The organism is Aeromonas enteropelogenes, from assembly GCF_020097295.1.
Classification (GTDB): Bacteria; Pseudomonadota; Gammaproteobacteria; order Enterobacterales; family Aeromonadaceae; genus Aeromonas; species Aeromonas enteropelogenes.
Window position 1 is genome coordinate 818483 of record NZ_CP083625.1, and the last position, 24018, is coordinate 842500.

At 60.9% G+C, this 24018-nt stretch carries 16 protein-coding genes, 1 tRNA gene, 2 rRNA genes and 1 pseudogene (1 of these 20 running past the window's edge); 8 read left to right on the forward strand and 12 right to left on the reverse strand.

The window, feature by feature from the left end; all coding sequences use genetic code 11:
• Positions 1-269 precede the first annotated feature (269 nt).
• On the forward strand, positions 270-1742 hold the full coding sequence (locus LA321_RS03800) for a C69 family dipeptidase (protein ID WP_042072712.1): 1473 nt from the start codon (positions 270-272) through the stop codon (positions 1740-1742).
• 65 nt (positions 1743-1807) lie between these two features.
• Here LA321_RS03800 and LA321_RS03805 read toward each other — a convergent pair whose 3' ends face one another.
• Genes LA321_RS03805 through LA321_RS03815 form a run of 3 tightly spaced genes read right to left on the reverse strand, consistent with a single transcriptional unit; the run spans position 1808 to position 3374 of the window.
• Positions 1808-2554 (reverse strand): SDR family oxidoreductase, encoded by a 747-nt coding sequence (locus tag LA321_RS03805; RefSeq protein ID WP_042072687.1) that lies wholly within the window; start codon positions 2552-2554, stop codon positions 1808-1810.
• A 42-nt stretch (positions 2555-2596) separates the two neighbouring features.
• Complete coding sequence (locus LA321_RS03810) at positions 2597-2842, reverse strand: DUF3624 domain-containing protein (RefSeq protein ID WP_042072689.1); 246 nt, start codon at positions 2840-2842, stop codon at positions 2597-2599.
• The gene (locus tag LA321_RS03815; protein ID WP_042072691.1) at positions 2829-3374 is read right to left on the reverse strand and encodes a GNAT family N-acetyltransferase; all 546 of its coding nucleotides are present in this window, start codon (positions 3372-3374) and stop codon (positions 2829-2831) included. The genes LA321_RS03810 and LA321_RS03815 overlap by 14 nt, the downstream gene beginning before the upstream one ends.
• 185 nt (positions 3375-3559) lie before the next feature.
• Here LA321_RS03815 and LA321_RS03820 point away from each other — a divergent pair, with 185 nt between their 5' ends.
• Positions 3560-5002 carry a RimK family protein gene (locus LA321_RS03820; RefSeq protein ID WP_042072692.1) on the forward strand — a complete coding sequence of 481 codons (1443 nt, stop codon included), beginning with the start codon at positions 3560-3562 and terminating at the stop codon, positions 5000-5002.
• Positions 5003-5080: 78 nt separating this feature from the next.
• On the opposite strand, the gene LA321_RS03825 is transcribed toward LA321_RS03820, so the two are convergent.
• Complete coding sequence (locus LA321_RS03825; protein ID WP_042072695.1) at positions 5081-6709, reverse strand: alpha-amylase family protein; 1629 nt, start codon at positions 6707-6709, stop codon at positions 5081-5083.
• 261 nt (positions 6710-6970) lie between these two features.
• The gene (locus tag LA321_RS03830; protein ID WP_026456348.1) at positions 6971-7228 is read right to left on the reverse strand and encodes a DUF2442 domain-containing protein; all 258 of its coding nucleotides are present in this window, start codon (positions 7226-7228) and stop codon (positions 6971-6973) included.
• A 257-nt stretch (positions 7229-7485) separates the two neighbouring features.
• On the opposite strand from LA321_RS03830, the gene LA321_RS03835 reads away from it, so the two are divergent.
• Entirely contained in the window at positions 7486-9450 is a 1965-nt protein-coding gene (locus LA321_RS03835) for an LTA synthase family protein (RefSeq protein ID WP_042072697.1), read from the forward strand.
• A gap of 61 nt (positions 9451-9511) precedes the next feature.
• Here LA321_RS03835 and LA321_RS03840 read toward each other — a convergent pair whose 3' ends face one another.
• Positions 9512-9982, reverse strand: a complete 471-nt coding sequence (locus tag LA321_RS03840; protein ID WP_026456350.1) for an Lrp/AsnC family transcriptional regulator — start codon at positions 9980-9982, stop codon at positions 9512-9514.
• 135 nt (positions 9983-10117) lie between these two features.
• Between LA321_RS03840 and LA321_RS03845 the strand changes: the two genes are divergently transcribed.
• Positions 10118-10633, forward strand: a complete 516-nt coding sequence (locus tag LA321_RS03845) for a cyclin-dependent kinase inhibitor 3 family protein (protein ID WP_042072699.1) — start codon at positions 10118-10120, stop codon at positions 10631-10633.
• Here LA321_RS03845 and metA read toward each other — a convergent pair whose 3' ends face one another.
• Positions 10634-11584, reverse strand: a complete 951-nt coding sequence (metA, locus tag LA321_RS03850; RefSeq protein WP_042072700.1) for a homoserine O-acetyltransferase MetA — start codon at positions 11582-11584, stop codon at positions 10634-10636. It abuts the gene before it with no gap.
• 144 nt (positions 11585-11728) lie between these two features.
• On the opposite strand from metA, the gene LA321_RS03855 reads away from it, so the two are divergent.
• From LA321_RS03855 to yidA, 4 genes are all read left to right on the forward strand, one after another.
• A complete protein-coding gene (locus tag LA321_RS03855) occupies positions 11729-12967 on the forward strand; it encodes an HD-GYP domain-containing protein (RefSeq protein WP_042072702.1) in 1239 nt (412 codons plus the stop codon).
• Positions 12968-13018: 51 nt separating this feature from the next.
• Positions 13019-14182, forward strand: a complete 1164-nt coding sequence (locus tag LA321_RS03860; RefSeq protein ID WP_042072703.1) for a competence/damage-inducible protein A — start codon at positions 13019-13021, stop codon at positions 14180-14182.
• A 254-nt stretch (positions 14183-14436) separates the two neighbouring features.
• Complete coding sequence (locus tag LA321_RS03865; RefSeq protein ID WP_042072704.1) at positions 14437-16104, forward strand: DUF342 domain-containing protein; 1668 nt, start codon at positions 14437-14439, stop codon at positions 16102-16104.
• A 109-nt stretch (positions 16105-16213) separates the two neighbouring features.
• Positions 16214-17023, forward strand: a complete 810-nt coding sequence (yidA, locus tag LA321_RS03870) for a sugar-phosphatase (protein ID WP_042072705.1) — start codon at positions 16214-16216, stop codon at positions 17021-17023.
• 99 nt (positions 17024-17122) lie between these two features.
• Here yidA and LA321_RS03875 read toward each other — a convergent pair.
• The 5 genes and pseudogenes from LA321_RS03875 to LA321_RS03895 form a co-directional block, all read right to left on the reverse strand.
• Positions 17123-20205, reverse strand: a pseudogene (locus tag LA321_RS03875) (transglycosylase domain-containing protein).
• A 204-nt stretch (positions 20206-20409) separates the two neighbouring features.
• Positions 20410-20727 (reverse strand): PTS system regulator TmaR, encoded by a 318-nt coding sequence (gene tmaR / locus LA321_RS03880; RefSeq protein ID WP_026458211.1) that lies wholly within the window; start codon positions 20725-20727, stop codon positions 20410-20412.
• A 399-nt stretch (positions 20728-21126) separates the two neighbouring features.
• Positions 21127-21203 (reverse strand) — tRNA-Asp (locus LA321_RS03885).
• A gap of 98 nt (positions 21204-21301) precedes the next feature.
• Positions 21302-21416: ribosomal RNA gene (rrf, locus tag LA321_RS03890) — 5S ribosomal RNA — on the reverse strand.
• Between the two features lie 124 nt (positions 21417-21540).
• Positions 21541-24018: ribosomal RNA gene (locus tag LA321_RS03895) — 23S ribosomal RNA — on the reverse strand; it runs 411 nt beyond the window's last position.

Sequence of the window (24018 nt, forward strand, 5' to 3'; positions counted from 1 at the left end):
CCCTGGTTTTCCCCTCGGGCTCCGCCATCAGGTCACGGCTGCGTCAAAAAGCAGGGATTGGCGGCAAGATCACAAAACAAATGACCACAACGAAATACAATCCTTAGCGCAGAATATGACCTGCAAGCAGTGTTATGGATGAAATGTTTGCATATTGATAAATTTACAGACCTATTCACCGGCACCTGCCTGTGCCGCCTCTGGCCTGCGGCAACAGCTATCCATCCCACCGCCTGACTTTTACCCACCACAATGACTCGGGCAACTCTATGAAAAAACACTCTCTGACCCTGCTCTCCGCCACCCTGTTCACCCTGCTTGGCACCAGTGCCGATGCCTGCACCGGCCTTATCGTCGGCAAGGGCGCCAGCACGGATGGCAGCGTGATGATCGCCAGAAACGAAGACTTCGGCATCAACAACTGGAACAAGTACCTCGCCTTCCACCCCGCCAAGCAGAACGAGGAGAAGGTCTGGCGACTGGGCAACGGGCTGGAAGTACCCATGCCCAAGGCCTTCCTGGCCTACTCCTCGATCCATGACTGGGATGCCGTCACCCTGGATCCCGCTGGCAAGTATTACGAGGAGCGCGGTATCAACGAGTTCAACGTCGCCATCTCGGCCACCACCAGTGCCGAGGTCAACGAACGGGCCAAGAAGGCCGATCCGCTGATCGAGAAGGGGGTCATCGAGGCCATCATCCCCACCCTGATCCTGCCCCAGGCCAGGAGCGCGAAGGAAGGGGTCAAACTGCTCGGCGACTATGTGGAGAAATATGGTGCCGGTGAGGGCAACAGCCTCTATCTGGCGGATGTGAACGAGGCCTGGTTGATGGAGATAGGATCGGGCCACCACTGGATCGCGGTGCGGGTGCCGGATGACAGCTATGCCATGGTGGCCAACGGCCTCCGCATCCACGGCGTCAATCTGGACAGCCCGGATGTGCTGCACTCGCCCAAGCTGCTGGAGTTCGTGCAACAGCACAAGCTGCTGGACAAGGCCGACCCGGCATCGTTCAACTTCGCCAAGGCGTTCGGCGTGGTGGCCGACCCCTACAACGTGGATCGGGAGTGGCTCGGCCAGCAGATGCTGACGGCCTCTCACAAGCAGCCGACCCGCCAGGAGCAGTACCCGCTCTTCATGAAACCCGATGCCCCCATCGCCGTGGCCGATGTGGCCAGGGTGCTGAGTGCCACCTATGAGGGGACGCCGCTGGCCGGCAAGGCGGAGCGGCCGATCCGCATCGATCGTCAGCTCGAATCCCACGTCATCCAGCTGCGCAAGGAGATGCCCAGGGAGTTCCAGGGGTTGATTTGGCAGAGCTATGGCGTGCTCGCGGAATCCGTGATGGTGCCGCTCTACAACACCTTGCAATCCTACCCCCTGCCCTATCGCACCGGCAGCGACACCTATTCCGATGACTCCGCCTACTGGCAGTTCCGCAGCCTGACTGCGCTGGCCGGCACCAATCCGGACAAGTACCTGCCGCTGCTGCGGGGCGTCTGGCAGAAGGAGAGCAGCAAACTCTACAAGGAGGTGGCGCTGCTCGATCAGACGCTGAAACAGGCCTACAGCAAAGACAAGGCCACGGCGGAGGAACTGGCCTCCGACTACTCCTACGGCCAGCTGGAGCAGACTTACCAGATGGCGAAGGATCTGCGCTACAAGCTGATGACGGATCTCACCAAGAGCACGGAGAAGAAGTACTCGGAAGAGGAGTTCAAGAAGATCATGAGCCTGTAAGGGGCGCACCAAAGCAAGGAGGCACCCTCGGGTGCCTCCTTTCATTTGCTCGACGCCACCGTGATTTAGCGACGGCTGATATGGAGCGGACCCGAGGTCTGGGCCACCGGCATGATCTCGATCCGGTTGATGTTGACGTGAGCGGGCTGCTGGCTGACCCAGAGCACGGTATTGGCGATATCCTCCGGCTGGATTGCCTCGACCCCCTGATAGACGGTAGCCGCCTTGGCATCGTCACCGTGAAAGCGCACGTTGGAGAACTCGGTGCCACCGCACAGACCGGGCTCCACATTGGTGACCCGGATAGCGGTGCCCGCCAGATCGGCGCGCAGGTTCAGGCTGAACTGCTTCACGAACGCCTTGGTGGCGCCGTAGACATTGCCACCCGGATAGGGATAGGTGCCGGCGATGGAGCCGATGTTGATCACGTGACCGCGATTGCGCTCGACCATGCCCGGCAGCAGCAGCCTGGTCAGCAGGGTGAGACCGCTGATGTTGGTGGCGATCATCTGCTCCCAGTCTTCAAGATGTGCCTTGTGGGCAGGCTCCAGCCCCAGGGCCAGTCCGGCGTTGTTGACCAGCAGATCCACCTCCTGCCAGGCGGCAGGCAGCCCCTCGATGGCGGCCCGGGTCGCGGTCTTGTCCTGCACGTCGAACACCAGCGGCATAAAGTCTGGCCCCAGTTCGTCCGCCAGTGCCGCCAGGCGCTCACCGCGGCGACCGGTGCCTATCACCCGGTAGCCCGATTGCACCAGCAGGCGGCTGATGGCCGCCCCGAATCCGGACGACGCGCCCGTTACCATTGCTATCATCTGAACCTCCATTGTTATCTGTCTTCTTGAACCCATTCGATGTCATTCTTCATCCAGCTCGCGGCCCGTCCCCTTGCGCCAGAGAAACACCAGCAGGTGCAGCGCAAACAGGCCCGATCCCGCAAGGGCAAAGAGCAGGCTGGTGAGGGCATTGACCGAGCTGTCGGCGCCAAACCACCACCAGGCCAGCCAGCCGGCGAGGCCGATGGCAAAGGTCTGGGCGGCGCACACGGGGCAGCGCCCCAGCTTGGCCTTGATGGCGGTGGCCAGGCAGTTATCGCAGCTCATCCCGGCGCTCCCGCCCCTTTCCTTCGGCGGTGGGTGCCGCCTCACTCTGGTGTCCTCGCGTTTGGCCGCTGGCCCCCTCTTCCCTCAGCGGCAATACCAGCCGCCGGGCATGCTGGCCATGGCCATAGTAATCCGGCAGCCTCTGCTGCAACCTGAATCCGAGTCCCTGATAGAGGGCCAGCGCGGCCTCGTTGCTCTCGCCGACCTCGAGCCGGATGGCCCCCCAGCCGGCCTCCCGCCCCTCGCGGATCACCTGCTCCAGCAGACGACGGGCCCAGCCGAGGCGGCGCACCGTCCAGCGGATGGCCAGGGTCTGCACCACCAGTCGATCCCAGCCCCTGTGCTCCAGCAGGCTGAGATACCCCATCAGTTGCTCCTTCTCATCCAGCAGCAGCAGGGTACGCCCCCTGGCCCGGGTGAGCAGATAGTGCCAGCGGCTGCGGCCGAAGGCGATTTCGGGGGGGAAGCAGTAACGCTCCAGCTTAACGATGGCGCCCACATCATCGGTTCGGGCCGCTCGTACGGTCAACACGGGGAGTCCTTGTTCGGTTATTTATCTTCAGCACCAAAAATGCGACTTGTATCACAAGTTACCAAGGCAGATATTAGGCACTGTAACCTCTTGTTTCCCCTCGCGCCATTGTCGTGCTTGTCGGTGCATCGAAGCCCACTGGGGATCCTGCCGTTTCAGGCAGTCCTTTCTGTGGAGCCGAAAATATGAGTACCTATGTCATCGTCGAAGAGCTGGGCGACTGGCCCTGCCATGCCGACTATCTGCTGACCGCCCGCACCTACCTGCAACACGGTGTGCCCACCACCGGCGGTCGCCCCCGCATCATCAACCTCTGTCGCAATCTGGATCACCTGAGCGCGGGTTATTACTGCTCTTTGCTGGCCCAAGCCCGCGGTCACCACTGCCTGCCCGGCCTGCAGGCCATCAGCGTGCTGCAACCCCAGCAACCGCCCGCCAAGCTGTGGCGCAAGCTGCAGGGGTGGTTGGCCCAGCAGAGCGATGACAGGATCCGGGTGCGCGCCATCTTCGGCCAGAGCGAACAGAGCGAATTGGCGGGGCTGGCCCGCTACTACTACGGCCTGAGCCAGCTGCCGCTGCAGGAGTTGACCCTCAAGCGCGGCCGCCACGGCTGGTCGGTGCGCCAGCAGCAGAGCCTCTCCCCGCTGGAACTCAGCCCGAGCGAACAGGCCCTGATGTTGCACCACGCCCAGGCGCTGGTGGGCACCGCCGACGAGGAGCAGGCAGCCCCCCTCTATCAGCTCGCCATCCTGGTCGACCCCGCCGACGGCCGCGCCAGCAGCGATGCACTGGCACTGACGCGCTTCATCGAGGCCGCCGCCGCCCAGGGGATCCAGGCCGAGATCCTGGCGCCCTCCGCCATCGAACGGCTACCGGAGTTCGATACCCTCTGGCTGCGTGCCGAAACGGCGGTCGGCCACTACACCTTCGAGTTTGCCCGCCGCGCCGAGCAGCTCAAGATGCCGGTGATCGACAGCTCCCGCGCCATCCTCGCCTGCAGCAACAAGCTCTACCTCTACGAGCTGATGGTGCGCAGCGGCGTGCCCATGCCCCCCACCATGGTGGTGACCCGCCGCGGTCGCCACCATGTGGACGAGCTGGTGCAGCGGCTCGGCCTGCCACTGATGGTAAAAGTGCCCGATGGCGCCCAGGGGCGCGACCTCGCCATGGCCAGCGACGAGCAACAGCTGGCGCGCCTCTTGGACGAAGGCTTGGGGCGCTCCGCCCTGCTGCTGGTGCAGAGCCGGATCCCCGCCGAGTTCGACTGGCGCATCGGCTTTCTCGACGGCTCGCCGCTGTTTGCCTGCCGCCGCTATCGCCCCGAGCCCGGCAACCGCATCCGCCGCCGCAAGCATCCCCTCGACATGAGCCGCATCGAGGCGTTGCCACTCACCGAGGTGCCGGAACGGGTGCTGCAGACCGCTCGCCGCGCCGTCCACCAGCTTGGCAACGGTCTGTTCGGGGTGGATCTGCGCCAGCAGGGGCGTGACTGCGTGCTGCTGGAGATCATCGACAACCCCTGGATCAGGGGAGACATCGAAGACAGGGAGGCAACCGATCTCTATGAACGCCTCGCCCGCGCCTTTCGCCAGCGCCTGGAAAACCGGGGCCAGAGCGCCGCCGCCTGAGCAAACGCCAAGGGCCCCGTCATGGGGCCCTTGGCGTTATTGCGCTGTCATCATTGCAGCCGTGTTATTGCAACCGAATCATTGCAACAACAGGAAGCGACCGGTCAGGGGGGACAGTTCTACTGTCACACTGCCGCCGCCCAGAGCCAGGCGCTCGCCGCTCTGCAGATCTACCAGGGCGCTGCCGCTGCGCAGCTTGCTGGCCGGCACCGCATAGCTCTGGGGCGTGGTGGAGACGTTGAGCAGGTAGACTACTTGCTCGCCCGCCGTCTGCTTGATGTCACCATAGACGCTCCCCTCGGCCACCAGCTTGACCCGCTCTCCCTGATAGAGGGCGGGGTGGGCGGCGCGCAGGGCCAGCAGCTGGCTGAGCCACTGCTTCAGCTCGGCCTGCTCACCGCTCGGCACAAAGCCGGTGGCACCGGGCACCTTGCCGTCGCTGCGGGCCACGTGATCGTCACAGAGCCCCTGAGCGGCACAATCGCCACCCACCTGATTGGCAAAGCCAGGCACCTCGTCGCCAAACTCCTCGCCGTAGTAGAGGGTGATGGGGCCGGAGCGGGCCGCCAGGAAGCTGAAGGCCGCCTTGTGGCGCTGCCAGTAATCCGCCGGATTGAAGTTGCCGCGCTCCAGCAGATCGCCGAAGCGCACCAGATCGTGGTTGCCCAGCATCAGATTCGGCATGGCGTAGTCCGGGTAGTTCTCCACCTTGTTCCAGCTGGCGTCGAGCACACTGGCCCCCTGGCCGCCCTTGCCGGACTCCTCCACCGCCAGCGCCTGTACCAGACCGTAGCGCAGCGGGAAGTCGAACGCCGAGGAGAGCGCCGGGTTGTCGCTCGGCCCGTAGGCCTGGGCCCGGATCTCGTCGACCCCCTTCCACACCTCCCCCACCATGTAACCCAGGGTGCCCCACTGCTGGCCAGCCGCCTTGCGCGCCGCGCTGGCCCGCTCCACCTCGGCGCGAATGGCGCGCCACTCAATGAGGCCGAGCTGATAAGCCTGATCGAGGCGCCAGCCGTCGATGCCGTACTGCTCGACCCAGTAGCGGGCCACCTCCTTGAAGTAGGCCAGGCTCTCGGGCTGGCTGTAATCCACCAGCTGGCCCGGGTAGCCGGCACCGCCGCTCTTGAGGGCGGGCAGGCGCCCCGCGGGGGAGGGCTTGCTCACCCCCACCTTGCCCACGTGGCCGAACACCCCGTCGAGGAAGACATAGAGACCGCGCTGGTGCGCCCCATCCACTAGTTTCTTGAGCAGGGCGTTGCTGCCGAAGTTGGGATCCACGTTGAAGAAGTCGCAGGCGAAGTAGGCGGTGGCGTCCAGCCTGTCGTCCCCGCCCTGACCGGCGCAGGAGTCGAATACCGGGGTCAGCCAGATGGCGTTGACGTTGAGGCTCTTGATGTGGTCGAGGCTGTCGATGATCCCCTGCAGATCGCCGTTGTGCTGGGAGGGGCCGTAGCCGACACCGTAGTTGGCGCCGCCGTCCCCGTCGACGAAGGACTCCACCATCACCTGATAGATGCGCAAGTTGCAGGCTGGCTGAGCATCCCCGTAACAGGCGCGACTGGCCGTTACCACGGGAGGATGGGCAATCGGAGGGTTGACGACCGGTGTGCCAGCCTCCCCGCCCGCCGTGCCGCTGCCACCACAGGCAGAAAGTAACAGGGCGGCTCCGATGAGGCCGCCATGACGCAACATTCCCTGTTTCATTGTTATGTTCCCGCTGTGAGCGCAAGTGCCTGATGCACCCGTTTTCAGCCATGATAGTGGCCCATGGCTGCGCCTGTCTGTGACTGAAAACGTTATCTGTCTCAGTGGGTTAGCCAGACTTATCTCGGGAGTCGTCCATGGGGCGCACGCAACGAAAGGCTCGCCATGCTCTCGAAAACAGGGTGAAAGTGACCGGGGCGAAACCGTCACTCGCGATGACCGGCATAATGACGCTCGGACAAAGAACAAGTGCAAAGCCTGTTAACTGAAGGCTTCCCGCTCGTCGATGGGCATGATCAGGTGGTAGACCTCGTGGGCCGACAGGGTGCAACCGGCTGGCCACTCCAGTTGGTGGTGGCGGTTGATGAAGACACGGGCAACACGCCGCTCCGAATCGAGCGTCGCAAACAGGGGCTGGGTACACCAGGGAGTGAGATCCAGCGCCCCCGTGGTGCCGTCGGAGAGCACGACAAACAGGCGCCATCCCTGCAAATATTCCACATCGATAAAGACCGGCATCCCTTCGGCTCCGATTGAGAAATTTTCGCCATTATAAGAAGGGATATACCGCCCATTCGCGCCATAGCTCACATTTCATACAGTAGGATATGCTGTTCACCAGAGGCGATCAAACTCACAATTTTGCATAAGAGGCATGAGGATGACCTCTTTTCTCAAACCGGGATGCAACCTTCCGGCGCCCCCCCTGTCATATTGCCACAACAAATAAAAAAACGTCTGCGGACAGACGTTTACAGGCTCATTCAGGAACAATTATGACAAACCTCAAGCAACGGCTGGGGCCATTCTGGCCCTTTGCCGTTTTCTGTGCGCTCGCCCTTTTTTCGCTCACCCTTGGCAGAATTGCCCTCGGTCTCTGGCAGCTGGAGCGAGTCGATGCCGTCGCCGGTTGGCAGGAGATGCTGCTGCAGGGGCTGAGAGTCGACTTCGCCACTCTCTGCTGGGTCTGGGGCGTTCCCGCCATGCTGACCCTGCTGCTGGCGGGCCCTCATGCCATCGGCAGGATCTGGCTGCAACTGATGCGGGTCTGGCTGACCCTGGGGCTCTGGCTGATGCTCTTTCTCGAGATCTCCACCCCCTCCTTCATCAGCGAATACGGGGTGCGCCCCAATCGCCTCTATGTGGAGTACCTCATCTATCCGAAGGAGGTGTTCGCCATGCTGTGGGCGGGTCGCAAGGGAGAGCTGCTGCTGACTCTAGTACTCAGCGGCGCCGTGCTGACGGGCAGCTGGTGGCTAAGCGGTCGACTGATGCGCGGCATCAGCTTTCCGCGCTGGTATCTGCGTCCGGCGTTTGCCCTGCTGATCCTGGCCATCGGTTTCCTCGGTGCCCGCTCCAGCCTGGGGCACCGCGCCCTCAATCCGGCCATGGTGGCCTTTGCCGATGATCCCCTGGTCAATTCCCTGACCGTCAACTCCGCCTACTCCCTCTTCTTCGCCATCAAGCAGATGGGGGCCGAAGAGGATGCCAGCCAGTTTTACGGCGAGCTGCCACGCCAGCGGATCCTGGAGCTGGTGCGCCAGGAGAGCGGCCGCGAACCCCACGAATTCAGCTCCGACAGCCTGCCCAGCCAGACCTTCAACGAAGCCAGTTATGGCGGCCAGCCGAAGAATCTGGTGATCCTGCTGCAGGAGAGCCTGGGAGCCCAGTTTGTCGGCTCCCTCGGCGGGCGGCCACTCACCCCCAATATCGATGCCCTGTCGCAGGAGGGGTGGGCCTTCGAACAGCTCTATGCCACAGGTACCCGTTCGGTACGCGGTATCGAGGCGGTGCTAACCGGCTTCACGCCGACCCCCGCCCAGGCGGTAGTCAAGCTAGGCAAGAGCCAGACCAACTTCTTCACCATCGCGGATCTGCTCAAACAGCGCGGTTACGACACCAGCTTCATCTACGGCGGCGAGAGTCATTTCGACAATATGCGCAGCTTCTTCCTCGGCAATGGCTTTACCACCATCGTCGAGCAGAAAGACTTCGACAATCCGGTATTCAAGGGCTCCTGGGGCGCATCGGACGAAGATCTGATGGCCAAGGCCGACGAGACCTTCCGGGCACTGCACAAGGAGGGCAAACCCTTCTTCAGCCTGGTGTTCAGCTCAAGCAACCACGATCCGTTCGAGTTTCCGGACAATCGCATCGCCCTCTATGAACAGCCCAAGCAGACCCGCAACAACGCGGCCAAGTATGCAGATTACGCCATCGGCGAATTCTTCAAGAAGGCGAAGCAGTCCGACTACTGGAAAGACACCCTGTTTCTGGTCATCGCCGATCACGACAGCCGGATCAGCGGCGCCGGCCTGGTGCCCATTCCCCGCTTCCACATTCCCGGGGTCATCCTGGGGGATGGCATAGCGCCGAAGAAGGACAAACGGATCGTCAGCCAGATCGACATGGCGCCGACCCTGCTCTCCCTGATGGGGATAAGCGCCGACTACCCCATGCTCGGCAAGGATCTGACCCGCATGCCCGCCGACTGGCCGGGGCGAGCCATCATGCAGTACGACAAGAACTTCGCCCTGATGCGTGGCAAGGATGTGGTGATCCTGCAGCCGGAGCGGGCGGCGGAAGGATTCGTCTATGACGCCGCCAGCGAGAAGCTGACCCCGGCTCCGCAACCGGAGGCGATGAAGGAGACCGCCCTCGGGCTGGTGCTCTGGGGCAGCATGGCCTATCAGCAGGGGCTCTACCGGACGGCGCCGGATCAGCGTACCGCCGCCAACTGAGCGATCACCGCCCACAAAAAGACCGCCAGCCGGCGGTTTTTTTGTGCCTTGAAAACGGAGATCAGGCCTGGGGAAAGCAGGGCAGGGAGCGGCTGAACTTGTGCTCGAACACCAGGGAGGTCTCGAGATGCACCACCTCTTCGCGGGAGGTGAAGTGATCGAACACGAAATTGCGCAGGTGCTCGGTATCGGCGACGCAGAGGTGCACCAGAAAGTCGTCCTTGCCCCCCATGTGGAACAGGCTGATCACCTCCGGCAGCGCCAGGATGGCATCGCGGAAGGCATCGATAATCTGGCGGCTATGGCGGGCCAGCTGCAGGGAGACCATGGCCTGGATGTGACCACCGAGAGCCTGGTAGTCCACTTCGCAGTGTGCCCCCTTGAGGACATCGTCTTGCTGCAGCTTGCGCACCCGCTCCAGGCAGGTGGAGGGGGCCACGCCCACCAGAGCAGCCAGATCCTTGTTGGTCATGCCCGCATCGCGAAACAGATGGGCCAGGATATCCAAATCCAGTTGATCCAGGTTTCTCATCTTAACTCCTTGAACCGCTAAATTTTTTAGACTCTGCCCGTAAACCCGGGCAAACACAACGACCGTTGACATCGCGCCCGGCCCACCTATGCTTGGCGCCATTCACCGGGCCTGCCCCATTCATGAGGATCCACCATGCACCCGTCTCATCCCTTCTGGAGCCTGGAGGTTCCCCGCGTCGATGGCCAGTTGCTGCTGACCCCCTGTCCGGGCACCCAGCAGGTTGCGCTGACCCAGGCCCTCGAGCAGCTGAGGCTGGCCGGCGCTCATGGGGTCGTGACCATGATGACGGGGGCCGAGCTGATCAGCCACGGCCTGGGCAACCTGGGGGCACAGGTCGAGCGTGAAGGCATGCGCTGGTTCCATCTGCCCATCGAGGATGACAAGGCCCCCGACACGGCATTCGAGCAGGCCTGGTTGCAGACGCTGCCGCAGTTGCGCGAGCTGCTTGGCGATGGCAAGCACCTGGTCATTCACTGCAAGGGCGGCAGCGGCCGCACCGGTCTGGTTGCCGCCGCCCTGCTGATTTCCCTGGGTCAATCCCAGGAAGAGGCCATGGCAGCCATCAGGGCCCGCAGACCCAAGGCGTTTGCCCTGGCCTGCCATCGCCACTGGCTAGATGCCCTGACCCTCAGGCTGGCTGGCGGTTGATCACTGGTTGCCGCCCTTCTCGTAGGTAAACACCTTGCCGATATCTTCCACCCGATAGCTGGTGAGCTGGTAGACGTAGTAGTTGAGCCAGTTGGCAAACAGCAGGTGACCATGGCTGCGCCAGCTGGCCCTCGGGGGTTGGCTCGGATCATTGTTCGGGTAGTAGTTGACCGGAATGGCGGGATCGAGCCCGGCTGCCAGATCCCGCTGATACTCCCCATCCAGAGTCAGGGCGTCGTATTCGGGATGGCCGGTGACAAACACCTGGCGACAATCCTTGGTCGCCGCCAGATAGACCCCCGCCTCCTCTGATTCGGCAAAGATCTGCAGATCGGTGTGGGCGCGGATGAGGTCGCCATCGAACGCCGCATAGCGGGAGTGAGGCGCCACGAACTCGTCATCGAAGCCGCGCAGCAGCGGCTCGTGCTCGTCGAGGCGATGGTGGCGATAGACGCCGGAAAGCTTGTCGCCATGGGTCTGTTTTTCCATGCCATAGAGGGCTTTCAGCGCCGCCTGCACCGCCCAGCAGAGGAACAGGGTAGAGGTGACGTGCTGATGGGACCACTCGATGATCTCGACGATGCGCGGCCAATAGACCACCTCCTCGAACTCCACCAGCCCGAGCGGCGCCCCCGTGATGATCATGCCGTCATAGTTGTTGCCACGCACCTGTTCGAAGTCGTGATAGAAGTTCTCCAGATGCGCCCGGGGCGTGTTCTTCGACTCCCGATCGTCGATGCGCAGCAGATCCACATCCACCTGCAGCGGCGAGTTGGAGAGCATCCGCATCAGCTGGATCTCGGTTTCGATCTTCTTGGGCATCAGGTTGAGGATCAATACCCGCAGCGGGCGGATATTCTGGGTGACGGCCCGGGACTCCGTCATCACGAAGATGTTCTCCTGCCCCAGCACCTCGGCGGCGGGTAACTGATCCGGAATCTTGATCGGCATGCTTACTCCCTGTACTGCATCGGTAAATATGTCTGGACATCCAGAAGCCTATAATAAAGCGCCTGACCTGTCATCAGATACCTTTTGTATTCGATCCCGCGTTTGACTAGCATACGGCTCAGTGTGTCTCTCGCAGCCTGGACAATGACTGGTATCAAGATCTCCGTAGACCGACTGCAGGTCGGCAATTTCGTCTCTCTGCCACTGGGTTGGCGCGAACACCCCTTCCTGTTTTCCAGCTTCAAGCTCAAGAATGAAGAGGAGATCGAGCTCATTCGCCGGCTTGGCCTCAAGCTGGTGACCATCATCCCCGACAAGAGCGACGCGCCGCCCAAGCCGTTGAACCAGGTTCAGGCACAAACGAGCGAAGGGCCGGACACCGCCCTGCGCCAGATCCAGATGCAACAGGAGAAGCTGCGCCGCATCGAACAGTTGCAGCAGTACAGACGCAACCTGCAACAGTGCGAGAAACAGTTCCAGCAGTCCCTGGCGCAAGTGCGCAACGTGATGAGCAAGATCCAGTCCCGCCCCCTCAACGCCATCGGCGAAGCGCAGGAGCTGGTCAACGCCATGACGGATCAGCTGCTGGCGGTAGACGAGATGGTGCTGCACCTGGTCTCAGATAGCGAGGATGGCAACAACCTCTACTTCCACTCCCTCAACGTCAGCGTGCTCAGCATGCTGCTGGCCAGGGAGTGCGGCATGGACGCCGGGCAGATCCGCCAGATCGGCATGGGAGCCCTGTTCCACGACATCGGCAAGTTGAAGATCCCGAGCCAGATCCTGCGCAAGACCGAGCCCCTCACCAAGCCGGAAAAAAACCTGATGGCCCAGCATCCGCGCTACGGGCTGGAACTGCTCAACCTGGCCAAGGATTTCCCTGCCGAGGCGAAGGGCATCGTGCTGCATCATCACGAATACCTGGATGGCAGCGGGCCGGAAGGGCTCAAGGGGGGGCAGCTCGATTCCCTCACCCAGATGGTGTCGCTGATCAACGAGTATGACAATCTCTGCCATATCCAGGCCAAGGTGCCCTACTCGGCCCTGAGCGGCCTCTACAAGCAGCGCAAGGCACAGTTCAATCCGGAATACCTCGGCATGCTGATCCGGCTGATGGGGATCTACCCGCCAGGCAGCGTGGTGCAGCTCTCCAACGGCCAGGTCGGTCTGGTGATGTCGGTGAATACCTCCCGTCTGCTCTACCCCTCGGTGCTGGTGTACGACCCGCGCATTCCGCGCCAGGAGGCGGCCATCATCGACCTGCAGCAGGTCGAGCTGACCATCGCCAAGGTGATCCATCCCAAGCGCTTGCCCCCAGCCGTCTTCGAGTACCTCAATCCGCGTACCCGGATAAGCTACTACTTCGAGCACAACAAACCCTGATAGCCAGCCATGGCTCACGACCCCTTTACCCCCAGCCCCGAGGAGCCCGCCATGCGCATCGAAATCATCAGCACCGGAGACGAGATAGTGACGGGACTGGTGGTAGATACCAACGCCGCCTGGCTCAGCGCCCTGCTGCTGGAACAAGGCTGGCAGGTGCGCCGCCGCATCACGGTCGGGGACAACCTCGCCGATCTGAAAACCGCACTGCTGGAGAGCGCGAGCCGCGCCGAGGTGGTGCTGGTATGCGGGGGCCTGGGTCCCACCGCCGATGATCTGACCGCCCAAGCGGCGGCCGAAGCTTTCGGGCAACCTCTGACCCTGTTCCCCGAGTGGCTCGCCAGCATCGAGGCCCGCTACGCCAGCCGGGGCAGGATCATGCCTCAGAGCAACACCAAGCAGGCCTGGCTGCCGCAAGGGTGCGAGCACCTCGACAATCCGGTCGGTACCGCCTGTGGCTTTGTGGTCAGCCATGCCAGCAACCACAGCCAGAGCCGGCTCTTCTTCACCCCGGGCGTGCCGTTCGAGTTCAAGCTGATGGTGCGCGAGCAGATTTTGCCGCGCCTCAAATCCCTTGCGGGTGAGCAGACGGACACCGAACTGCGCCGTTTCTACACCTTCGGCATCTCGGAATCCGCCCTCAGCGACAAGCTGGATGCAGCCCCCTGGCCAGCCAGCATCGAGCTCGGTTACCGCTCCTCCATGCCCCTCATCGAACTCAAACTCATTGGCCACGGAGCCAGCGCGGCAGACATGGATGGCGCCGAGGTGCGCCTGCTCGGGGAGATCCAACCCTGGCTGGTGGGCCGCGGCAACGAGGAGCCAGCCCGGCATATCCTGGCGCTGCTGGGGGAGCGCCCTCTCACTCTGCAGGAAGGGGAGAGCCGGGGTGCATTGCTCGCCCTCTGTCATGACCACCCCGCGCTGGAAGCCGGTTTCAACCACACCCTGAGCGACGATCTCGCGCAGCTGACGGGTTCCGCCAGCGGGCTGAGCCTCACCATAGGTCGGGCTGGCCCGGATGGGGTACCGCTACTGCTCTGCGCCGATGGTCATCGGGTTGGCCAAATGCTGAAGGCGAGCCATCCGGATCAGGAGAGCCTTCGCAAGATCCTCGCCTTCGCCGCTCTCGATATGCTGCGCCGTCACCTGCAAGGGCTGCCCGAACTGGGTGACTATCTGACCATGGTCCGAACGGCGCAACTTCGCTCATAGGCATTTCCTATCCCCCACCCGCCAACGCCGTCAGCGGCACTGACCACGGGCTCTGCCGTCCCCTTGTCCAGGGGGCGGATACGCGCGCCACCCACGTCCGAAATTCTTCAGCCTGCATCACTCATTCGCACTTAATGCATTGACCAAACAAAAGAAATCTCTGGATACTGCCGGCACATATCGAATAATCCATCATTGAATGGTTGGTAAATGACCAGTTGGGCCCAACCCCCCTGAGTCGGCAAGGAGAGCGAGTGTTACGCAAAGAGTGGCTGCTGCTATCAAGCGACATGGAACAGGTCTGCCTGCGTATCGCCGCCGGCCTTACCAAACCGGTCACCGAGCAGGATGTGCAGAGCCTGCTGCTCGCCTCCAACTGTCGCCGCTACCAACCGCTCACCGAGGGGATCAAGCAGGCCATCGCCCTGCTCAATACCCTGCTGGCGGATCCGGCGGCCCCTGTCTCTACCACCCCCATCCCCATCGCCCAGCGGCACGATGCCAGGGTGACCATTCTGGTGGAGAAAGACCGGATGAAGGGCATTGCCCAGATCACCGCCGACTGGGGTGGCAAGTACCTGACGCTGGAGCAGCTGCAGGAGGTGATCGCCCAGAGCGAGATCAAACAGGGGGTCAGCGAACCCTTGCTCATGGAGGCCATCCAGTCCGCCAAGGAGGCCAGCCCGGGCAGCCTGCTCAAACTGGTCGTGGCCCGCGGCGAGCCCGCAGTCAACGGCCAGGACACCCGCTATGAACGACTGGTGGAGACGCCGGCCGAACGCATCCTCAAGCCCCAGGAGCGGGAGCACGGCAAGGTCGACCTGCGGGATCTCGGCTCCATCGTCACTGTCAAGGCGGGTACCCAGCTGATGCGCCGCCACCCGGCAACTGCGGGGATCCCGGGATTTACCGTGACCGGGCAGGAGCTGCCCGCCAAACATGGCAAGGACTCCCCCATGATGGCGGGAGAAGGCACCTTCCTCTCCCAGGAGGATCCCGATCTGCTGATCGCCAGCCGCGCCGGGCTACCCTGCCGCGAGAAGTCCGGCATGAAGGTGGATGAGGTGCTCAGCGTCAAGCAGGTGGATGCCCGCCACGGCCATATCACCTTCGAAGGGGGGCTGATCGTCAGCGGCGATATCAACCCAGGCATGAAGGTGTCCGTCAGCGGCGACATCGTCGTCGGCGGCTTTATCGAGGGGGGATTGATTGAAGCCGGTGGCAGCATCACGGTGCGCCACGGCATCATAGGGCGACGCAACGAGCAGGGGGAGTACCTCTGCCAGCTCAATGCCCAGGGTGAGATCCACGCCAGCTACGCCCAGTACACCCAGCTGGCGGCGGGCGGCAATATCCAGATCCAGAGCCAGCTCAGCCACTGTTACAGCCGTAGCGGCCAGGATATCAGGGTCGGCGACAGCGCCATGCGCAAAGGCAATCTGCTGGGGGGGCTCAGCATTGCCAATCGTCTCATCATCTCCCCCGTACTGGGCGCTTCGGCAGGCAACCAGACCCGGCTGCAGATCCTGGGGGGCTACTTCACCCACAAGGAGCAAGAGCAGCAGCTCAAGCAACGCCAGCAAGCCGGGCAACAGCAGCTGGACAAGCTCAAGGAGCTGGTGATGCGACTGGTGCAACTGCCGAGCGACAAGCGCAACCCGGAGACACTGCGCAAACTCAAACCCATCCGCGACCAACTGCTGGCCGAGCAAAATCAGCTCAGCGACCAGCTGGCCGCCAATCACGAAGAGCTGCAAAAACTGATGGCCGAGATGGATATCATCGCCACCCAGCACCTCTTCCCCGGTGTCGAGGTGGAGATGGCCCACCACCACAACCGGGTCGATATCGAGCACGGCCCCATCCACTTCTGCATCCGCGAGGATCAATTGCTGATGAACCCCTACGAGGGGCGCAAGTAATCCATCCCATGCCACAGCGGTGCCAGCCGTGATCCCGCCGCCGATTTTCGCTACACTCGCCACTTCCTTGGCCCCATAGGGCGGGCCACCCAGACTCAGGTAGTGAGAGATGTACAAGCTGATCGCATTGGATATGGATGGCACCCTGCTCAACCCGCAGGGCAAGATCACCCCCCGCACCCATGACGCCATCCGGGCCGCCCGCGCCAAGGGGGTCACTGTGGTGCTGGCCTCCGGTCGCCCGCTGGAGGGCATGAGCCACTATCTGGCGGAGCTTGGCCTCACCGGGCAAGATGATTACGTCATCTGCTACAACGGCGCGCTGGTGCAACAGGTCGCCGATCAGCGCATCATCCGCAGCCAGCTGCTGACCGGGGCCGACGCCAGTGCCATCGCCAGGCTGGCCAACGAGCTGGAGGTCAACATCCACGGTTTCTCGGTGACCCGGGGGCTCATCAGCCCCAAGGTGAGCACCTACACCGAACACGAGTCCCGCCTTATCGGCATGCCCATCAATCTGCTGGATTTCGCTACCCTGCCCAGCGATGAGCAGATCATGAAGGTGATGATGATCGACGAGCCGCCCCAGCTGGCCCGCGCCATCGAGCGCCTGCCAGGCGAACTCCATGAGCGCTATACAGTGGTGCAGAGCGCTCCCTTCTTCCTTGAGTTCATGAACAAGCAGAGCAACAAGGGGACCGGGGTCGCTGCGCTGGCCGAACATCTGGGACTGACGGCGGAGCAGGTGATCACAGTGGGGGATGCGGGCAACGATCGCCACATGATCGAATATGCCGGCCTTGGTGTGGCCATGGGCAATGCTACCGACGAGATCAAGGCGCTGGCACAGCACATCACCGCGCGCAACGATGAAGATGGCGTCGCCCGGGTGATCGAGCAGTTCGTCCTGAACGTCTGACATGCCTGCTTGCCTCATCGCCTGAGAGGCACAACGCAACGGGGAGAGGCCAGCTGGCCTCCCCCCGTTTGTTATGTCGCTATGCCAATCCAGTCTGATTCAGCGGTCTGCAAGGCACTGGGTGTGTGAGCCAGGCTGCAGGTAGGGCATCAGCAAGGGAGCCATCCCTTGAGCACCTGCACCGGCAGCGCCGAGGTAAAGCGGAACTTGTCGGACTGGCTGCCCGGCACATAGGCGGTCAGGGTGCCGAAATGGTCGTCTCCCAGATAGAAGACAAAGGTGGCGGTACGGTTGCGGGCCAGCGAGCTGGTCACGTTGCCATAACGCCCCACCGTCTCGATCCGGTTGTCCCCCGTCCCCGTCTTGCCTCCCATCGGCAGCACTGTGCCATCGGGCAGGGCGAAGGCCCCGGCGATACGCCGTGCCGTGCCCCCTTCCACTACCTTCGACAACGCATTGCGCAGGGCCGCCGCCACCTCGGCAGGCAACACCCGGGTCCCCTCGCTATGGGCCGGTGTGAACTCGGTTTCGAACGGCGTGTCCTTGGCAAACGAGAGATGCTCGATGCGCAGGGTCGGCGCCCGGATGCCTCCGTTCTGGATAATCCCCATCAGCTCTGCCAACGCGGCAGGCCTGTCCCCCGAGCTGCCCAGCGCGGTCGCAAGCGACGGCACCAGGTGATCGAAGGGATAGCCCAGCTTGGCCCAGCGTTGATGGATATCGAGGAAAGCCTCGACTTCCAGCATGGTACGGATCCGCGTATCACGGGCGCTGCGGTGGCGAGTCTTGAACAGCCAGCTGTAGACCTCCTGACGCTCGTCGCGGCTGGCAGCCACGGCATCGGCGAAGGTTGCCTTATCAAACTCCTTGAGGTAGGCGAGCAGCCACAGCTCCAGCGGGTGAACCCTGGCGATATAGCCTTGATCCGGTAGCGAATACTTGCCCGGGCCATAGCTGACATAGAGCTGGTTGATGCGCTTGTCGCTGAGTTTCTCCCGCGGCAGTCGCTTGGCCAGGAAGGCGGCAAACGTGGCCTCGTCGGCATTGGGCAACAGGTAGCGGTGCACCGCCGCCAGTCGCACCGCACTGGGCTTCAGACCGTCGAGGAAGGTATCCAGCTGCTCATCCGGGGTCTTGCCGCGGTATTTGCGCCAGAAGCGCAGCAGATAAGTCTGTCCCTCCTTGTCGGCGAACTTGGCCAGATACTCCTGACGACGGGGATCCTTGTCATCCTTGAGCAATTGGGCGCGGTTCCCCTCCTTGTAGAGGCTGTAGCGCACGATATCGCGCATCAGACGGACAAACGGCAGGTTGATGGACTCGCGCAGCGCATCGCGAATGGGCGGGATCCGGCCGTTGTCCTCCTTGCGGAAGTTGTTGAAGGTGTGCATGCCGCCACCGGTAAAGAAACCCTCATAGGGGCTGGCGGAGTATTTGCGATCCAGCGCCGCCTCCAGCATCACCGGCAGGCTCTTGTCCTTGGCCGTCATCAGATAGGAGATGGCCCAGCGGCTGAGATTGTCCTGGGAGGCGTCAGCCAGCTTGCGCAGGCTTGCGGTGGGCATGCCGGCATAGCTGTCGTGCAGCTCGGCCACTATCTCCAGATAGGTGGTCAACACCCGCAGCTTGGCGGTAGAGCCCAGCTCCAGCTTGGAACCCTCGTTGATATCAAACGGCTGATCCGTGTTGTCAGTCTGTACCCGCACCTTGAACCCTTCCGGAGACTTCTCGAACAGGGTGAAGCTGTAGCGCACATCCCCCGTCTTCTCCGGCGACAGCAGGCGCTCGCCAAACAGCCCGACCTCGGCCGCAAATGCCGGATCGGCGAGCTGGTGCAGATAACGGGACACTTCGGTCTGCAGCGGCATGTTGAGGCTGGTATCGGCGGTCAGATCCATCCGATCCAGATCATAGAGCTGCACCCCGAGCTGACGGCTCAAGCGGGTACGGGCCACCTGCAATCCCTTGTTGTTATTGACCTTGGTGACTGCCGGTGACTGCAGGAAGTCACGGAAACTGATCTTGGCCTTGAGCGCCGCCTCCATCAGCGGCGGGGTGATCATCCCCTCCTGCACGAAGAGACGCAGGTAGCTGTCGGTGAGCTCGGCAAGTGCCTCGCGCCCCTGTGCCAGATAGTAGGAAGGACGACGGTGGGCGATCATCAGTGAAACCACCTGGCGCAGAGCCAGTCCCTGATCGGCCAGGGAGGCATCCTGGTTGCGCGACGGATCCAGCAGCCGGTTCACCTCGTCGACGTCGGCACCGAACCAGACCCAGAGCCCATCCCCCAGACCATGAACTTCACCGTAACCGGGCGCCGCCGAGAGCGGTACCGAGTTGAGGTAGGCCCAGGCAACCAGCTTGCGCGCTTCCAGAGTCTCCGGCCCCAGCCGGTAGGCCCGCACGCTGGCGGAGGCCATCTGGCGGATCTTCTCGGTCGGTGAAATAGTCAGGCCATCCGGGGAGTGGCGATACTTCTCGACCTGGGTCGCGAGCGTGCTGCCACCTGCCGACTGATCCTGCATGTCCAGCGCCTTACCGACCTGGGAGAGCGCCGCCTTGGCAAAACGTGGCCAATCCACCGCCGGGTTGGCCAGCGGCTCCTTGGTGCTCAGCAGATCACGGTTTTCGATAAACAACAGTGACTGGATGATCAGCGGCGGGATCGAGGCAAAATCCGGGTAGTGGTGGGTCGGATACTTGAACTGATAGAAAGGCTCGGCGCGGCAATCGTGGAGCGTCAGCCCGGCCTGCACCTTTTCGGTATAGGGAATGAAGAAGCCACGGCTGGCATAGTCATACAGTGCGTCGGAGAAATGCACCTGCTGACTGACCTGATAACCGCGCTGCAACAGGCGCTCCTGCATCATCGGCAGCAGCACATAACCCAGCCGCTTGTCGAATGGACCGTCGTCAGGAAAGGCAATCTGCTTGCTGGGCCCAGGCTCGACCTGATAGGTGAGAGTGGCGGCATAGCGCGAGATCTCCCGGGACTGCAGCTTCGAGGTTTTCATCTCGTAGCCGATCAGGGCTATCGCCGCTCCCAGGCATGATAAAAAGAGGAAACAGAATAGCCAGCGCCACCAGGGACGACGCTTGCGTTTCGGATGCGCGTCCGAGGTCGGTATGGATGATTCTTGAGATGCCACTTGTGTCAAATCCGTCTGCTTTGATGCGCCCATATCAGCCCCACCATGGTTGCGCAATTTATTGTGTTACTCTCAAGCTTAGTCTTTTCAAGTCAATGGCTTGAAACTATTAACCGCTTTGGAATGATGGTAACAGGGCAATTCTAAAAAGGGGAGTCGATTGTTGCAGGAGTTGCAGAGATCCGAGCTGATAGCAAAACACCGGCCAATGGCCGGTGTTTTTCAATTCAATCGTGCTTACTTGTGAGAGCTCATGCTCTTGAGCTTGGTACTCAGATCCTTGCGCTCCTTGGAAAGCTCGGCATTTTTGATGATGTGATCATCAACACGCTCTTCATAGTCGGCGCGCATGTTGGCGATGATGGCCTGTACCTCGTCGATGCTCATGCCCGGCTTGATGTAATCGCTCAGGTTGTCGAGCAGCAACACACGCTTCTGATTGTCACGGATCTTCTTCTCGTTATCCGCAATTTCACGCTTGAGTTTGTTCTGGCGACGGGACATACGCACATATTCCAGTACATCGCTAAAGGTGGACTTGTTTACTTGTTCCATATCGATACCACTGACGTAAGGTTGATAAAAACTGGCCAAGTTACGCCTGGTTTCCGACAAGAGAGCGCGGAGCAGGCAAACTCAAGATGTCCTTACTCTACCGAGTTATAAGCGAGATACAACCCTAATCACGCGCCACGGACCTAGATCGACCAAAAGTAAACCAGCCACAAGAGCCGCTTTCCGCCCCTCCGGCATCCTTAAAAAAGATGATAAAACGAGCAACTGGAGACTATTTGAGGCCAAACCGCAGATTATACGAGCTCATCAGAAATCGTTATCTATCGTCAAGCTGGCCATAAAAAGGCGAAAGAATATGCAGAAAACAAAAGGCCTTCTCTATCGGGAAGGCCTTAAAAACAAAAAAAAGCCCAGTCTGTCGACTGGGCTTCTTGTTAGTGGCGGAGCGGACGGGACTCGAACCCGCGACCCCCGGCGTGACAGGCCGGTATTCTAACCGACTGAACTACCGCTCCGCATTCGGTTAGCTTTCGCTAAATCTTTTGCTGCTTCTTGATGAGGTGTCATCCTCGCAGCCAGTAACGTGATTTTGCACATCACTGTTTAATTGGGTGCCTGGCAGTGTCCTACTCTCGCATGGCGAATGCCACACTACCATCGGCGCTACCGCGTTTCACTTCTGAGTTCGGCATGGGATCAGGTGGTTCCACGACGCTATGGCCGCCAGGCAAATTCTTCAATCCAGAAAGCTGACGTGAATAACGACCTAGCTAGTTTGCTTTGTCATTATCACTGAATTTATAAGTAGTTCATGCACTTGCTACAAGGCCAGAAACACTTCTTGGGTGTTGTATGGTTAAGCCTCACGGGTAATTAGTACGGGTTAGCTCAATGCATCGCTGCACTTACACACCCCGCCTATCAACGTTGTGGTCTCCAACGGCCCTTCAGGACCCTCAAGGGGTCAGGGATGACTCATCTCAGGGCTCGCTTCCCGCTTAGATGCTTTCAGCGGTTATCGATTCCGAACTTAGCTACCGGGCAGTGCCACTGGCGTGACAACCCGAACACCAGAGGTTCGTTCACTCCGGTCCTCTCGTACTAGGAGCAACTCCCTTCAATCATCCAACGCCCACGGCAGATAGGGACCGAACTGTCTCACGACGTTCTGAACCCAGCTCGCGTACCACTTTAAATGGCGAACAGCCATACCCTTGGGACCGACTTCAGCCCCAGGATGTGATGAGCCGACATCGAGGTGCCAAACACCGCCGTCGATATGAACTCTTGGGCGGTATCAGCCTGTTATCCCCGGAGTACCTTTTATCCGTTGAGCGATGGCCCTTCCATTCAGAACCACCGGATCACTATGACCTACTTTCGTACCTGCTCGACCTGTCCGTCTCGCAGTTAAGCTGGCTTATGCCATTGCACTAACCTCCTGATGTCCGACCAGGATTAGCCAACCTTCGTGCTCCTCCGTTACTCTTTGGGAGGAGACCGCCCCAGTCAAACTACCCACCAGGCACTGTCCGCGACCCCGATTCAGGGGCCTGCGTTAGAACATCAAACATACAAGGGTGGTATTTCAAGGACGGCTCCAGCGCAACTGGCGTCACGCCTTCAAAGCCTCCCACCTATCCTACACATGTAGGTTCAATGTTCAGTGCCAAGCTGTAGTAAAGGTTCACGGGGTCTTTCCGTCTAGCCGCGGGTACACCGCATCTTCACGGCGAATTCGATTTCACTGAGTCTCGGGTGGAGACAGCATGGCCATGGTTACACCATTCGTGCAGGTCGGAACTTACCCGACAAGGAATTTCGCTACCTTAGGACCGTTATAGTTACGGCCGCCGTTTACCGGGGCTTCGATCAAGAGCTTCGCTTGCGCTAACCCCATCAATTAACCTTCCGGCACCGGGCAGGTGTCACACCCTATACGTCCACTTTCGTGTTTGCAGAGTGCTGTGTTTTTGATAAACAGTCCCAGCCATCTGGTCACTGCGACTCCCGTCAGCTCCATCCGCAAGGGACTTCACCAACAAGAGCGTACCTTCTCCCGAAGTTACGGTACTATTTTGCCTAGTTCCTTCACCCGAGTTCTCTCAAGCGCCTTGGTATTCTCTACCCGACCACCTGTGTCGGTTTGGGGTACGATGACTTGTAATCTGAAGCTTAGAGGCTTTTCCTGGAAGCAGGGCATCAATGGCTTCCGCACCGTAGTGCGTTCGTCTCGTGTCTCAGCGTTGCACCTCCGGATTTACCTAAAGGTACCGCCTACGCACTTTCACCAGGACAACCGTCGCCTGGCCCACCTAGCCTTCTCCGTCCCCCCATCGCAATTACAAGTCGTGCAGGAATATTAACCTGCTTCCCATCGACTACGCCTTTCGGCCTCGCCTTAGGGGTCGACTCACCCTGCCCCGATTAACGTTGGACAGGAACCCTTGGTCTTCCGGCGAGGAGGCTTTTCACCCCCTTTATCGTTACTTACGTCAGCATTCGCACTTCTGATATCTCCAGCATGCCTCTCGACACACCTTCGCAGACTTACAGAACGCTCCCCTACCACTCACACTTAGTGTGAATCCGCGGCTTCGGTGCCTGGTTTGAGCCCCGTTACATCTTCCGCGCAGGCCGACTCGACTAGTGAGCTATTACGCTTTCTTTAAATGATGGCTGCTTCTAAGCCAACATCCTAGCTGTCTGAGCCTTCCCACATCGTTTCCCACTTAACCAGAACTTTGGGACCTTAGCCGGCGGTCTGGGTTGTTTCCCTCTTCACGACGGACGTTAGCACCCGCCGTGTGTCTCCCGGATATTACTTACTGGTATTCGGAGTTTGCATGGGGTTGGTAAGTCGGGATGACCCCCTAGCCCAAACAGTGCTCTACCCCCAGTAGTATTCGTCCGAGGCGCTACCTAAATAGCTTTCGGGGAGAACCAGCTATCTCCGAGTTTGATTGGCCTTTCACCCCCAGCCACAGGTCATCCCCTAACTTTGCAACGTTAGTGGGTTCGGTCCTCCAGTTGATGTTACTCAACCTTCAACCTGCCCATGGCTAGATCACCCGGTTTCGGGTCTACACCTTGCAACTAGACGCCCAGTTAAGACTCGGTTTCCCTACGGCTCCCCTATACGGTTAACCTCGCTACAAAATGTAAGTCGCTGACCCATTATACAAAAGGTACGCAGTCACCCCGAAGGGCTCCCACTGCTTGTACGTACACGGTTTCAGGTTCTATTTCACTCCCCTCACAGGGGTTCTTTTCGCCTTTCCCTCACGGTACTGGTTCACTATCGGTCAGTCAGGAGTATTTAGCCTTGGA

Excerpts from the sequence above, each read along its gene's own strand:
- LA321_RS03800 (WP_042072712.1), top strand. The coding sequence starts at position 270 with ATGAAAAAACACTCTCTGACCCTGCTCTCCGCCACCCTGTTCACCCTG.
- LA321_RS03805 (WP_042072687.1), bottom strand. The coding sequence starts at position 2,554 with ATGATAGCAATGGTAACGGGCGCGTCGTCCGGATTCGGGGCGGCCATC.
- LA321_RS03810 (WP_042072689.1), bottom strand. The coding sequence starts at position 2,842 with ATGAGCTGCGATAACTGCCTGGCCACCGCCATCAAGGCCAAGCTGGGG.
- LA321_RS03820 (WP_042072692.1), top strand. The coding sequence starts at position 3,560 with ATGAGTACCTATGTCATCGTCGAAGAGCTGGGCGACTGGCCCTGCCAT.
- LA321_RS03825 (WP_042072695.1), bottom strand. The coding sequence starts at position 6,709 with ATGAAACAGGGAATGTTGCGTCATGGCGGCCTCATCGGAGCCGCCCTG.
- LA321_RS03830 (WP_026456348.1), bottom strand. The coding sequence starts at position 7,228 with ATGCCGGTCTTTATCGATGTGGAATATTTGCAGGGATGGCGCCTGTTT.
- LA321_RS03835 (WP_042072697.1), top strand. The coding sequence starts at position 7,486 with ATGACAAACCTCAAGCAACGGCTGGGGCCATTCTGGCCCTTTGCCGTT.
- LA321_RS03840 (WP_026456350.1), bottom strand. The coding sequence starts at position 9,982 with ATGAGAAACCTGGATCAACTGGATTTGGATATCCTGGCCCATCTGTTT.
- LA321_RS03845 (WP_042072699.1), top strand. The coding sequence starts at position 10,118 with ATGCACCCGTCTCATCCCTTCTGGAGCCTGGAGGTTCCCCGCGTCGAT.
- metA (WP_042072700.1), bottom strand. The coding sequence starts at position 11,584 with ATGCCGATCAAGATTCCGGATCAGTTACCCGCCGCCGAGGTGCTGGGG.
- LA321_RS03855 (WP_042072702.1), top strand. The coding sequence starts at position 11,729 with ATGACTGGTATCAAGATCTCCGTAGACCGACTGCAGGTCGGCAATTTC.
- LA321_RS03860 (WP_042072703.1), top strand. The coding sequence starts at position 13,019 with ATGCGCATCGAAATCATCAGCACCGGAGACGAGATAGTGACGGGACTG.
- yidA (WP_042072705.1), top strand. The coding sequence starts at position 16,214 with ATGTACAAGCTGATCGCATTGGATATGGATGGCACCCTGCTCAACCCG.
- tmaR (WP_026458211.1), bottom strand. The coding sequence starts at position 20,727 with ATGGAACAAGTAAACAAGTCCACCTTTAGCGATGTACTGGAATATGTG.